Genomic DNA, 13,693 nt, shown 5'->3' on the forward strand with positions numbered 1-13,693 from the left:
AACAAAGCACAACATACGTATTTTATTAAAAACATTTTTCCAACCCTCCAAACGGAACGCATATCATAATCTCTATATCGCGCGCAGCGGCAAGGACGGACGATTGCGCGGCGACGAGTTTGACTTTCTCTTCCGCAATTTCCATCAACTCGGCAAGGTAATCGATCCGCTTCATCTCCCCTTTTTCAACCTGTTCGGCACTGACTGCAATACGCCGTTCGCGCAAAGCGATCGATTCCGAAATACGGGCGATCGAATCTTTACCGTCGTCATAAGCTGCCGCTTTTTCAAAAAGCCGTTCATACAACGCATGCTTTTGCAAACGCAGCTGTTCCGCTTCGCGCTTAACCGAAATTTTATTAATATTATTTTTAATAAAATAACCGATATCGGGCACAAAACCCGCCGAAAGGGAATTATCGATACCGCCGAGTCCGCCTTTATTAAAACCGTATCCGCTGCCGGCCGTCGTCGGGGCAAACGGCATATTCGAAAAACTCACCGACAGCTTTATCGAATACGAAGGCTTGTTCAGCGGATAAGCCGTACCGGAAAACGAAACGCCGCCCTCAATGCTCACTTCGGGAATAAAAAACAGTTTCGCATACGCCAAGCGGCGTTCGGCATAATGCAGCGCAGCTTCAGCTTTTTTTACGGCAGGATTGCGCTCGTCGCTCATACGCCGCAGTTCGGCTATATGGCCTTCGAGATACCGAAGTCCGCTTTGTTCCGCCGAAGTATTTTCGATGCGCAGATCCTCATCGATATCCATACCGATAAGCGATTTCAGTGTGCGCATCCTCGTCCTAAGTTCACGCTCGGCTTTCTTTTTGTCGTTTTGAATCGTTTTGAACGAAATAAGATATTCCAAATAATCGTTTTCAAGAGCGAGTCCGAGATCATATTCTTTTTTAATAATTTCGAGCTGCATGGAAGCGTTCTTTTCCAAATCGGTTTTAATTTTAATAATTTCATTTTGCTGCAGGCAGGCGCCGTATTGATTTATGACGGACGATCGAAACACCTGCAGTTCCTGCTCGTACGCCTTTACCGCATAATACGCATCGGTTTTATTCATATTGTATAAAACGATACGGCGGCCGCCGTCTGTAACAAGCTGGCGAACGGAAAGCTGTATCGATTTGCTGCGCGAATCCGCCCCTCCGATTTTGACGGCATCGTTTTCCGACCACGATATGTTCAGCGACGGTAAAAAATCCTGCAGTGCACGGCAAGCAGCTTTGTATGCCGCTTCGACATATTCTTTTTTCAGCAGATATTCTTTAGAATGCGATACGGCGTATAAAGCCGCTTCTTCGGCCGAACGGAAAACCGTGTCGGAGGACATCGGCGTAACGGTACAAAAAAAGAGAAGCGGAACAATCGATTTAAATCCGTTTTTCATACTGCCCCCGTCACTTCGTAAACGTAAAAATCCGTTTCGCCCTCATCGTATTTCCGAGCGAATCTTTTATACCGTCTCCGAGCGTTATCGTAACTATGCCGGCTTTGCTGCCGTTTCTAATTTCGAGTCCCGCTTTTACGATGCTCATACCGTCCGTAAGAGCGATAAGTTCATTTACCGGAAATCGAGCGCAGTCATCAGGGGAGAGAACGGCGAATGTTTTTATCACCGCCGAACAACAGCCGTTCGTCGCCGCAATCGAAAGAGAATCGAACATCGAAAGCATATCGATACCCGCGGATTCCCGCGAAACGGAAAACACGAGATAAAGCGAGCAGGCCGTGTCCGACGAAATCGGAAAAAAAACGGGATCGAAAAGCAGCGCTGAAAAATTCGATTCGCTGTTTATCGTTTTATAATGCACACCCTCGGAAAGATTACCCGCACTCCAAACTCCGGTTTGTAAAAATCCTTTAACAAATTCGACCTGTCTGTCCCCTTCCGCATCGAAACATATATCGAAATTTGTATCGCTTTCGGTTTTATTACCCGATACGGCTTGCATGCCTTTTCGCATACGGAACGTATAGGTCTTTCCCCAAGCGGGAGCATCGAAGACAAGTTCGGCGTGCGTTTTATCAAGCGCATTTGTTTTTATCGAATACGATGCGGTCGGTATGATCGAAATATACGCAGAGAGCGAATCGATGTTCATCTCTTTCGAAAAATCCATACCGATAACGCAGTCTTTCGGAACGGAAGAATATAGGCCGCCGGAAAGGACTTCCGTTTGAAAACCTTTTTTATTTTTGATCGAAAAAGTGCAGATCGGCAAATCGGGATCGTACCGGTAATAAAACGATGTATGAAATTCTTTTGCAAGAGCGTTGCGCGCGCAATCTTCAAGACTTTCCGAAACCGTAATTTTATACAGCGTATTCGCTTTCAGTTTTTCGGTCGGCACAAGGCGAACACTTTTGTCGCCGTCGAAAAAAACCTTTGCATACGAAAACGGCGGACTCACGGAAACGGCGGCTTCAAAAGATTCCCGTGCGACGGGTTCGGAAAACGAAATCGTTATGTCGGGAACTTCGTCAACGAAACTGCCGTTTGACGGCGTAAACGAAATTATTTCAGGCCACACAATATCGGTACGGGTCGAAAAAGTTTTGCAATAATCGGCGCCGAGCGAATAACCTTTTTCGCTTTCGGCGGAAGATGAAACGGTAAGCACATAATCGTAATTTGTTTTAATGCCGCCAGCCGGAAAAAAGCGCACTTCTTTTCCCGAACGCGAAAAAATCCCCGCAGAAGGATGTTCGTCTTCCGTCAGCGAAAACGCTTTTACGATCGATGTCATATCGGGTTCAAGAGAAAATACGATCGAAACGGATTCTTTGTCCCATGTACAGGATTCGACCCGCATTTCGGGAAGCAAAAGCGAAGCGCAGCCCGCAAGCATAGCCGGAAAAATTATTAATTTCGCAATCATTATTTTGCCAAAATATTTATGCATATATCCTTCTCCATATAACCGCCGCACCCGTCGCTTATGCCCGACGGCCCGCCTGCGATTTTCAATCGATAGTACGACAATACATCGCTCGTACTTACCGTAAAGCGCGTCCACGTTACCGTAAGCCGAGTTCTGTCTTCGTTCCAAAACACAGCGGTTTTGACGGGACTTGACGAAGTAAACGGAAAGAGGAGCGACGCCGTCACCGCATTCGCAGCCGCCGTCAAAAAATCGTCGGCAAGTGCGTGCGAAAAAAGAATATGCGCGGTCAACTCCCCGTCGCCGTCGGCATTTTTATAAAACACGTGTTCGATACAGCCGCCGGAAAAATCGGAAACAGCGTCGGCATCCAACAAAAGCCCGACGACGGAAAGGCGCACGTCAGCGGCATAAAAACAATGGATATATTTTTCAAAAAGCGGCATACCGTTTTTGTCTTGAGCCGAAGCGGAAATCGAAAGCGTATATTCGACTCCGCTTTTATAATGCTCTTCGGGCACGAATAAAAAACGTTCGGAAGAATCACCGCACCGAATCATATAGCCCGATATCGGAGGAGAAATCGAAACGGCGTCTTTTACCGAATCGAAATCCATCGGCTTTGAAAACACAAAACCGATCGCCTGTTTTTCAGAAATATTTTTATCGAGAGGAATATCGGTAAGCCACGGAGCGTCGGGCGACATATCCGTCACGGGACACAAAGCGGCGAGCGCGGGATTTTCCGGATCTTCTTTCGTCGAAAACGTATTCAAAAGCGTCTCCTGCATTTCGAAACCGTCCGATGAAAAAAGCCGTTTTACCGTCCACGCATAAGTCGTATTCATCTTCCAATTCGGAGAGGGCAAAACGACAACCGTTTTCCCGTCATCCGACAAAGCCGTCGTATATTCGGCAGCGGGTGAAAGGGAAAAGGCTTTTTCAAACTGAGATTCTTCTATTTTTTTATTAAATGAAAATACGAGTTTTGTTTGCAGATCGGCATCGTATCGACGTTCGGGAAGTGAAAGCGCCAAAAACCGATCCGTTTCGTTTCCGTATATGAACGCACATACCGCATACGCTTGAAACGACGCATTATTTTCCGTGTGCATGAGACCGTCGATGCTCACAAGATACGGCTTGCCCCGAATCCATCCGGCCTCGGGCTTTACGGACAAAGAACATCCGTTCCACACATATTCGGCATCATAGCGATGAGTTCCCGATTTTATCGTTACGGCCTGTTCCGCATAATAATGAACGACATCGCAGTTGAATGAAAAATCGATGCACTCGCCTTCAAAATACCGTGCCGCGGGATTTCGGCTGCACGAAACGCCGTATTCGTCGAATGAAATCAAAGCGCATGAAAAAAGAAGCAGAGGCAGCATTGCACCGAAAACCCTTCGTTTCATCGTATGTCGTCTCCTCTTTTAATAAAATTTATTATTTCCGCGACTACGGACGGTTCTGATGAAACGGCATGAGCTTTGTCGAGCGCGGCAAGCGCATTCGCACGAACGCCGAGCATAAGCCATATATCCGCCGTTTCGATATACAGCTTTTCGGAATCGCAAAGAGCCTGCTCCGCCTTTCTGCACATCGCAAGACGCTTATCAAGCGCATTTTGTTTTTGTGCCAAAAGCGCATATTGATAATAAAAACGCCAATCCGTTTGATTGAGCGAGAGTTCCCTTTCAAGAAAGGCTTCGGCATTATCGTATCGTTCGCTCATAATCAAAGCGCGCACATACCACAGCCGCGCTTCGGTAAATTCGGGATACCGTTCGCAAAGGCTATGCAAAATCTTTTCCGCCTCGCCGATTTTTTCCGTAAAAATCAATACTTTCGCTTTGAGCAGTTTTGCCTGAAAAAAATTTCCGTCGGCGCGCAAAGCTTCATCCGAAAGCGCAAGGGCATTCGAAAAATCTTCGCGTATGTACGCATCCGTCGCGCGTGCGTACAGCGCTTCCGCCCCTCGCGAATCTCTGCACGAAAAAAAGAAAAAAATCGTACATGTCAAAAGGAATGCAAGTTTTCGCTTCATAACGCCTCACGATAAAATAAATGCGAGCCGGTCTTTTAAGCGCCCCGACGACCGTTCGTACTTTTTTGCGAGCGCGGCGCGAACGATCGGTTCGGAAGCCGCCGCCTTTACCATCTGCACGCCGGCATAGACGTACGAACAGTCGGGAAGATCCAATAAGGCGTACACAGGGAAAAGCCTGTCCTCGTCCGCCGTCGACGCAAAATCCTCAAGCGCGGCTTTTACTTCCTGAGGCATGAGCAAAGCGGCCGCGTTTTTTCTCTCGATGCCGATACAAGATGCCAACGCCTTTCTTGCAAGCGATGCGTAAGAAGACGAAGGCATAAGCGCAATCGTCTTTTCGAGTACGCGAAACCACTCGTTCGATCTTTCAGGCTCGAGTACACGAGCAGCTTCCCACACCGTCCAATAGTACGAAGGAAACTGCGAAAAATATTTTTCAAGCTGCAAAAGCGCCGAAAAATCGGCGAGAGAAAAATCGTTTCGAAGCAGTTTCGCTTTACAATAAACGTAGTCGGAAATGAAAAAGGGCGAAGAAGGCGCTTTCGCTTCGAGCCGCATATCGAACAAAGCTTTGATGCTTTCAAGCGCTTCGGAAGCGCCGCCTGATGGAAGAAGAGCTTCAACCGATTGCAGATTTGCCGAAAACGCATCGGCGGACGCATTTCCGTCCGCGGCGTATTCGTAATCGAGGAAGGCGCACAGCACAGCTTTTTCGGTATCGCCGAGTTTTTCATATACGGTCGATGCGAAAAGGCCCAGCCCCGGAAAAAAGATGCCGGTTTCAAAATAAGGTTCGAGCAGTTCGGCGCATTTTTGAAACTCGCCGGCATCGGCAAGCAAATACATATACGAACGCATTTCATCGGGTGCAATGCGTTCGGGATAACGCGAGTACGTTTTATCGAACAAAGCGAGCGCTTCGCTTTCGGCGCCGTGCAAAAGCTGCATTTTCGCATAGAGATATCCGTATGCCGCGCCGGAGTTCGGCACTTCGTAAGCTTTTTTCGCGTAATCCCGCGCTTTATCGGCATCGCTGTCGGCCGCATACAAAGCCGAAAGAAGGGCGAAAAGCAACGCACGTTTTTGCGGTACGGCGCTTTTTACGGAGGCAAGCAGACCTTCGGCTTTCAATGCGTATTTCCATGCTTCGCCGCGATTTCCTAAAATAAAATAATATGAAGCCAAGTCGAGCTTCGAGTCGAAAGAGACGGGATGCTCCTTGTCAAAGGCGATAAGTTTTTCGTACAGCGCGCCTCCCGTTAAGCCGGAATTTTTAAGCGCCGCATATTCGCCGGAGTTTTTTTCCGCACAGCCGCATGCGAACAATGCAAACAGCGCAAGGAAAAGCGTCGATTTTTTCATACTGCACCTCAAAGCCGCATACCGCGCGGAAACGCATACATCACGCGCTCTCCCGCACGGCGCTTTGCAGCCCGCCTATATATCGTGTGCAAATGCGTTTTTTACGCGGATTTAAAAATGTTTTTTTAGAAGGAAAAATATCGGCGAATTCGGTCGGTTTTAATATGAAGTTTTATGAGAAGAAAGAAGATTTAATAACACAATGCGCTATATCGGTATTATTGATATATGGGTAAATCCGGTCCAAAATACGGTTCCCGATTTTGTATTTCAAGCAAATTTTTTATTGGCTTATTCGAATATTTACTGATCCGTGTTCTGTACTCTTCTCGGATTTTTACATCTTCAATTTCTTCTCTTCTATTTTTTGAAATTTCCAAAAAATCTTTCTCTCTATCTATACCAAGAAACCGACGATTTAATAAACTTGCTGCAATCCCTGTTGTACTTGAACCGGTAAACGGATCGAGGACCCATGCACACTCTTTCGTCGAAGAGAGAATTATCCGTGCAAGCAACGGAAGCGATTTTTGCGTCGGGTGCTTACCGCAAGATTTTTCCCATTTTGCAATTGCAGGTAAAATCCATAAATCCCTCATCTGTGTTCCGCCGTTGATCTCTCTCATAAGTTCATAATTATAATAATGACTGATTTTTTTATTTTTTCGCGCCCATAAAATAAATTCCGTAGAATGCGTGAAAAACTTACAGGAAAGATTCGGCGGAGGATTCGTTTTTGCCCATGTTATACAATTTAATATCCGGAAACCCAATTCGGTAAGCATCTGTGCAACGGAAAAAATATTGTGATAAGTACCCGAAACCCAAATCGTACCGTCCTCTTTTAATTTATCGCGGCACAGCGAAATCCAATCAAAATTAAACTTATTATCTTTCATAAAGCCTTGCGATTTATCCCAATCACCTTTGTTTACACTGACTCGTTTTCCACTCTGTACGGAAATACCACCATTCGATAAAAAATAAGGAGGATCGGCAAAAATCATATCAAATTGAAAATCGAATTGCGTTAATAATTCAATGCAATCACCTTGCAAGAGGGTAAAATCGCGGTTTCGGGATCTATAATATGATTGCAACATATCGTTAATCGGTTATTAATTCCGGCGGAACTGGTAATCCGATTTTTGTCAAAGGAATGTATTCGAAGTAATATTGACAGCCGACGCTGATTATATAATCCAAAACGTCTTTATATTTGGGATCCCTAAACCAATTATCGAGCAAGTACATATATTCCACTTCAATATTCGCCGGCGCCATAAGTCGTTGATATTGTTTTTTCTTAAAATCACATGTCTGTAATTTTTCATCTACCGATCCGGCAACTTGTTGATGTTTGCACTCGATGATGAAAAGAGTATTATTTATAATTACATAGATACTGTCATCGGGTAATAATTTTTTTGAAATTATCGCTTTCCAGTCAATTCCGATTTCGTTTATGAATTCATAAAACGTATGTTTTTTAAAAATACGCGCTACTTTTTCACCTCTGTAAAAAACATTACCATTGTTGATTTTATATCCTGGCTGCTTTGAAAGAAACGTTGAAAGATCGACTTTTCCTTCAAAAACCAAACCTGTCCTCGTGTTTCCTCCGCCTTTTCCGCCCTTTATCATATTACTCCTGTAAAAATTTTTAAAAATTACAAATTAATAATTCATTTATCGAATCGCGAGCCGACGCTTTGCTGTTTATCATACGATTTGCCTCAATGCGGACGATATTGTATTTTTTATACAAGTCATCAAAAAAATTATCATTCTCATTCGTATTCTTCGGATCAGAATTGCTTAAAACAATTTTAGCCCCTTTTTCTGTAATTTCATCAACAAAGGAGCCGAGTTTTATCTGCTCCCGATCGGTAAAAACAAATTCCGAATATGCCGTAAACGAAGATGTAGGGGAAATTGGGCGGTAGGGAGGATCTAAATAGACGAAAGTTTTCGAATCGATAAAATCTATCGTCGACGAAAAATCACCACAAATAATTTTTACTTTTTTCAATAATTTTTCACAACGACGAAGATTCTCTACATCACAGATCGGAGGGCGTTTATATGCTCCCATCGGAACGTTAAATAAACCTTTCGAATTTACGCGGTATAAGCCGTTAAAACAGGTTTTATTGAGAAAAATAAATAAAGCCGCTTTTTCCGAATTTCCGCGGTTTTCGTCGCTCGATTTTAAATCATTAAATTTTTTCCTTTTATTTAAATATATTTTTTTTCTTTCATCATTCCCCTTGTTCCAATAATCTTTTTGCAATTCTATAAGATTTTTTATTAAATCATCGCAATTCGTTTTAATTTGTTTATAAACATTTATAAGTTCTTTGTTTATATCGTTTACAAGAACTTCATCAGGATGAAAATTTGCAAGAATATCAAACAAAACGGCACCGCCACCAAGAAACGGTTCACAATATTTTTCGATCTTTGCTGGATATTTTGTGCGAATTTCAGTTAATAACTGGGTTTTTCCTCCCGCCCATTTTATAAACGGTTTTACAGTCATATAATCCATACGTTTATTGTACCGTAAAACATTTTGCATTTCCATACAGCGCGTCTCCCGTTAAGCCGGAATTTTTAAGCGCCGCATATTCGCCGGAATTTTTTTCCGCACAGCCGCATGCGAACAATGCAAACAGCGCAAGGAAAAGCGTCGATTTTTTCATACTGCACCTCAAAGCCGCATACCGCGCGGAAACGCATACATCACGCGCTCTCCCGCACGGCGCTTTGCAGCCCGCCTATATATCGTGTGCAAATGCGTTTTTTACGCGGATTTAAAAATGTTTTTTTACAGAAACATAAAGCGCAGGGGAACGGAGCGTGAGGGATTGGAGGGGCGAAAGTTCCGGAGCGAGCGATGAGCGAGCGGAGGAATGGAGCGCGCGAGCGCGGAACCCCGCAAAGCCCGACCCGAGAAACGCGAGGGGGCACGCCCTGAAAATTAATAAATATCCGAACAGGCGATACGGAAAATGCGGACGGTAAAATATATTAATAATTTTTCAATCGATATTATTAAATTTTAATAATCGGAAAATGCGAATCGAAAACTTGCAGGATTCGATTTTTTCAGATATGATGTGCGCATGGCAAAGACGGTTGATAATAAAAAAATCATCTACACGATGGACGATGTGAGCCGCGCGTACGGCACAAAAGTCGTTTTGAAAAATATCGGCATTTCGTATTATTACGGCGCAAAGATCGGCGTCATCGGGCCGAACGGATCGGGTAAATCGAGCCTGTTTAAAATACTTGCGGGACGCGACACTGAGTTTACGGGCGAAACGCATCTCGCGCCCGGCTATTCGATCGGCTATCTCGAACAGGAGCCGGAACTCGAAGCGGGGAAAACGGTCAGAGAGATCGTCGGCGAAGGTGTCAAAGAGATCACCGACCTGCTTGCGGAATTCGATAAAGTAAACGAAGCGTTCGGAGATCCCGACGCGGACTTCGACAAACTCGGCGCGCGGCAGGCGGAGCTGCAGGAAAAACTCGATGCGCTCGATGCGTGGAATCTCGATGCGAATTTGGAACTCGCGATGGAAGCGCTGCGCTGTCCGCCGGGAGATCAGATCGTCGACGTGCTTTCAGGCGGCGAGCGAAGGCGCGTTGCACTGTGCCGGCTGCTTTTGCAAAAGCCCGATATCCTTTTGCTCGACGAACCGACGAACCACTTGGACGCGGAAACGGTCGCGTGGCTTGAAAAGCATTTGAACGATTACGAGGGTACGGTCATCGCGATCACGCACGACCGTTATTTTCTCGACGACGTGGCCGGCTGGATTTTGGAACTCGACCGCGGTGAAGGCTATCCGTTTAAAGGCAATTATTCGAGCTGGCTTGAACAAAAAGAAGCGCGTCTTGCGCTGGAAGAAAAGGGTGAAAGCGAACGGCGCAAAGCGATGCAGCGCGAACTCGAGTGGATCCACATGGGTGCGAAGGGCAGGCAGGCGAAACACAAAGAACACATTACGCGCTACAACGAACTGCTTTCGCAAAGCGGCAAAACCGCGCTCAAAGACACGCAGATTTCGATCCCCGCGGGCCCGCGCCTGGGAGGAGCGGTTATCGATGCGGAAAATATAACGAAATCCTACGGCGACAAACTCCTGTTCGAAAATCTTTCGTTTCACATTCCGGCGGGCGCGATCGTCGGCATCGTAGGGCCGAACGGCGCGGGAAAGACGACGCTGTTCAAATTGATCGCGGATGCGGCAGGTCAAACGGCCGAACGGCTCGACGGCAAAGAGGACGGAGAAAAACCGGATTCCGGTGAAATCAAAATCGGCTCGACGGTAAAATTGGTTTATGTCGATCAGCTCCGCTCAAAGCTCGAGCCCGACAAAACGGTGTACGAACAGCTTTCCGGCGGACAGGATATCATCAAGCTGGGAGCGGTCGATGAAAAAGGCAGGGCGCTTGAAGGCGGAGTGCGCGAAGTGAACGCGCATGCTTACTGTTCGTGGTTCAATTTTTCCGGCGCGGAACAGAATAAAAAGATCGGTGTGCTTTCCGGCGGCGAAAAAAATCGGCTGAATCTCGGCATGATGCTCAAAGAAGCGGGCAACGTTTTAATGCTCGACGAACCGACGAACGACTTGGATGTGCAGACGGTGCGCGCGCTCGAAGAAGCCCTCGAAGACTTTGCCGGATGTGCGCTCGTCGTCAGTCACGACCGCTGGTTTTTGGACAGGATCTGTACGCACATACTCGCCTTTGAAAACAACAGCCAAGTACGCTTTTTCGAAGGCAACTGGTCGGAGTACGCGGCGTGGCGGAAAGCCCAGTTCGGAGACGACGTCGAAGTACCGCGCAGGGTCGTATACAGAAAGCTCACGCGCTAGCGATTTGTGCGGAAAGTACACCGTCGGCAAAGCAGGCACCGGAATCCCTTACCGGCGGTGTGCGGCGAAGGCGCTTGAGTGCGGAGCGTTGTAACGCCGATCCTCCCGTTGACATTTTTAACAAAAAAACCCTATACTACCGGCGGCGAGAGCAAAGTTTTTATTTCGTCACCGGTCGGGCGCAACAAAGCGTCCGTATAACAATCACATATTTTGCAGTCATGACTGCAAAAAGGAGTAACAGATGAAACTCACTAAAAAGATTTTTGCCGCGGCTGCAGTATTTGCCGCAGCAACGACACTGTTCGTCGGATGCGGCGGCTTGAGCGGAAACGCCGACGATGTTGAAAGCAAAGGAAAGCGCGAAAAATTTACAACCGAAAAAAAAGGTGCTATCGATGGCTTAACGTTTACGCGCTTTTATGATCAGTTCGGGAAGAGTGAAAATGTGTATGCCGCGGACTGCGACATAACGATTACGGGAAGCAACACAACAGGCAGCTCGAGAGCGGCTGCGGGATTTATGTTCGGTATCCATACCGACAAAGACGCCGCAAAAAAGATGTCTGCCTTTGTCGCCGCTGTTCGAGTACATAATGGAGTAAAACAATACTACGTAAGTCATTTTACGGACTATACGGAATCAGAACTGACATCAAGCTCAAGCAGCAACCTCGGAACCGAAGATGCGACATGGGCGGAAAAAAACTGGCAGACACTCAATGCGAACAGTTATACCTATGATAACGTAAAAGATATACTTAGCGTAAAAATCTCCGTCGTATCCGCTACAGACGGAAAAATCACCGTAAAAGTCGGCAACGATACCGTAACGCTTACGAAAACCGCCGGCACGCACAGTTATGCAACTTTCAGTAATGAAGTCGATGTCGAAAAAGTACAGACAAAAACGAAGGGCTGCGTCATCGGAAAAATCGCATCGTACGGTGTCATCTATCCGACAAATGCAAATCCCGCAAACAGTCTGACCGCGACGTGGAAAGTGTCGAACGACAAAGTTACGGTCGGCGCGCTCTTCGCGGAAGAAGAATGATCGCTTCGGCAAAATCCGAAATCGATAATTTTTTGTAAATCAACGAGGGCTGCCCGAAAACGGACAGCCCCCGATTTTTTTTAACCGAACAAGTTTCGAAAGTATTTTTCTATACGGGCCGGAAAAATCACGGAAAGCAAAACACGCGGCAGGCCGAACCCGCCGCACGGCACGCGGAAACCGGCGAAAAGCGAAAGCGGCTACAGGTCGGTTATACGGTGCGCTGCAAGCGGTAGATGCCGTGATTTCCGTTACAGTAAAACGCTACGGCGCACACGAGTGCGAACAGCGGCGTATATTGAAAACCGAAAACCGCCCCCGTGATCGCGATCGGCGCAAGGAGCGTATTCGTCGCGCTGCCGAAGACCGCACCGTGACCGAGCGCCGCGCACAAAAGAGGCGGCAAACCGAAAAGAGGAGCGACGATATAGCCGAAAGCCGAACCGATGATAAAAAGCGGCGTAAGCTCTCCGCCTTGAAAACCGGCAGAAAGGCAGACGACGGTAAACAGCAATTTTAAAATCCAGTCGTACATAAACACGTTTCCGCCCTCAAAGACCGCATCGGTTATCGAAAAACTCAAACCCGCGTATCTTCCTTTATGAACGACAAGGAGCAGCGCGCTCAAAACCGCACCGACGATAAAAATCCGCTTGTATTTATTCGGCAGCCAAACGTGAAAACGCTCATGGCAATATTTTAAAAGATGTGCAAAAAGCTGCCCCGCGGCGCAAAAGAGCAGAGCGAGCGCCGTGAGTTTTGCGACAAAGGGCAGCGTAAAAGCCGCTTCGCCCATATCGGGAAGCGGAAAATACTCATGGGTAAGACCTAAAAGCCCCGAAACGGCCGACGCGCTTCCCGCCGCAATGACGGCCGGCAAAAGCGCATAATAAAAAAGGCGGCCGGCGACCATCACTTCGAGCGCAAAGCACACGGCAGCGATCGGCGTACGGAACAAGCCGGCAAAACCGCCGGCCATTCCCGCGATGATAAGAGTCTGCGTAAAGCGTTTGTTTTTTACGAGCTTTCCGACGGTATATCCGATCACCGCGCCGATTTGACAGGCGACTCCTTCACGCCCTACGCTCGCCCCTCCGACGTGCCCGAACCACGTCGCACCGACGGCAAGCGGCATCATGCGAAACGGAATCGGCCGTGTATCGTCCAAGCCTGCGGCGAATACGATATTCATACCCTCTTCGGCGCCGCCGCCCCACTTGTCGTACATAAAAACGATACAAAGTCCGAGCAGCGGCAAAAGCGGAATTAAAAATATTTGATGCGCGTCGCGGAAATTATTAATTAACAACAAACCTCGTCCGAATACCGCGCATACGACACCGGAACAAATGCCTACCGCGCAGGAGAGTGCGCCCATTTGAAGTGCGGATATAATCCGATACCGCCATATATGAAACGTATCCATCGGGTATGA

The 13,693-nt window shown here is 47.0% G+C and carries 12 protein-coding genes; 2 read left to right on the forward strand and 10 right to left on the reverse strand.

Translation table 11 applies throughout. The features are described from left to right. Positions 1 to 25: 25 nt before the first annotated feature. From H9I35_RS06375 to H9I35_RS06415, 9 genes are all read right to left on the reverse strand, one after another. A complete protein-coding gene (locus tag H9I35_RS06375; protein WP_187418605.1) occupies positions 26 to 1,405 on the reverse strand; it encodes a TolC family protein in 1,380 nt (459 codons plus the stop codon). Positions 1,406 to 1,415: 10 nt separating this feature from the next. After that, on the reverse strand, positions 1,416 to 2,921 hold the full coding sequence (locus H9I35_RS06380) for an Ig-like domain-containing domain (protein WP_187418606.1): 1,506 nt from the start codon (positions 2,919 to 2,921) through the stop codon (positions 1,416 to 1,418). Continuing rightward, entirely contained in the window at positions 2,897 to 4,318 is a 1,422-nt protein-coding gene (locus H9I35_RS06385) for an Ig-like domain-containing domain (protein WP_187418607.1), read from the reverse strand. The genes H9I35_RS06380 and H9I35_RS06385 overlap by 25 nt, the downstream gene beginning before the upstream one ends. Then, positions 4,315 to 4,950, reverse strand: coding sequence for a tetratricopeptide repeat protein (locus H9I35_RS06390; protein WP_187418608.1), 636 nt, complete (start codon positions 4,948 to 4,950; stop codon positions 4,315 to 4,317). Before H9I35_RS06390 ends, H9I35_RS06385 begins: the two co-directional genes overlap by 4 nt. 6 nt (positions 4,951 to 4,956) lie before the next feature. After that, positions 4,957 to 6,315, reverse strand: coding sequence for a hypothetical protein (locus tag H9I35_RS06395; RefSeq protein WP_187418609.1), 1,359 nt, complete (start codon positions 6,313 to 6,315; stop codon positions 4,957 to 4,959). 218 nt (positions 6,316 to 6,533) lie between these two features. Beyond that, positions 6,534 to 7,322, reverse strand: a complete 789-nt coding sequence (locus H9I35_RS06400) for a DNA-methyltransferase (RefSeq protein ID WP_252722615.1) — start codon at positions 7,320 to 7,322, stop codon at positions 6,534 to 6,536. Between the two features lie 100 nt (positions 7,323 to 7,422). After that, positions 7,423 to 7,959, reverse strand: a complete 537-nt coding sequence (locus tag H9I35_RS06405) for a PD-(D/E)XK nuclease superfamily protein (protein WP_187418611.1) — start codon at positions 7,957 to 7,959, stop codon at positions 7,423 to 7,425. 19 nt (positions 7,960 to 7,978) lie between these two features. Further along, positions 7,979 to 8,866, reverse strand: coding sequence for a DNA adenine methylase (locus H9I35_RS06410; RefSeq protein WP_187418612.1), 888 nt, complete (start codon positions 8,864 to 8,866; stop codon positions 7,979 to 7,981). Positions 8,867 to 8,870: 4 nt separating this feature from the next. After that, the gene (locus tag H9I35_RS06415; RefSeq protein ID WP_187418613.1) at positions 8,871 to 9,020 is read right to left on the reverse strand and encodes a hypothetical protein; all 150 of its coding nucleotides are present in this window, start codon (positions 9,018 to 9,020) and stop codon (positions 8,871 to 8,873) included. A gap of 423 nt (positions 9,021 to 9,443) precedes the next feature. Between H9I35_RS06415 and ettA the strand changes: the two genes are divergently transcribed. Further along, positions 9,444 to 11,204, forward strand: a complete 1,761-nt coding sequence (gene ettA / locus H9I35_RS06420; protein ID WP_187418614.1) for an energy-dependent translational throttle protein EttA — start codon at positions 9,444 to 9,446, stop codon at positions 11,202 to 11,204. 244 nt (positions 11,205 to 11,448) lie between these two features. Beyond that, positions 11,449 to 12,258 carry a hypothetical protein gene (locus tag H9I35_RS06425; RefSeq protein WP_187418615.1) on the forward strand — a complete coding sequence of 270 codons (810 nt, stop codon included), beginning with the start codon at positions 11,449 to 11,451 and terminating at the stop codon, positions 12,256 to 12,258. 211 nt (positions 12,259 to 12,469) lie between these two features. Here H9I35_RS06425 and H9I35_RS06430 read toward each other — a convergent pair whose 3' ends face one another. Continuing rightward, positions 12,470 to 13,684 (reverse strand): chloride channel protein, encoded by a 1,215-nt coding sequence (locus tag H9I35_RS06430; protein WP_187418616.1) that lies wholly within the window; start codon positions 13,682 to 13,684, stop codon positions 12,470 to 12,472. Between the last annotated feature and the right edge of the window lie 9 nt (positions 13,685 to 13,693).

The sequence above is a fragment of the Treponema sp. Marseille-Q4132 genome, assembly GCF_014334835.1.
Taxonomy (GTDB): Bacteria; Spirochaetota; Spirochaetia; order Treponematales; family Treponemataceae; genus Treponema_D; species Treponema_D paredis.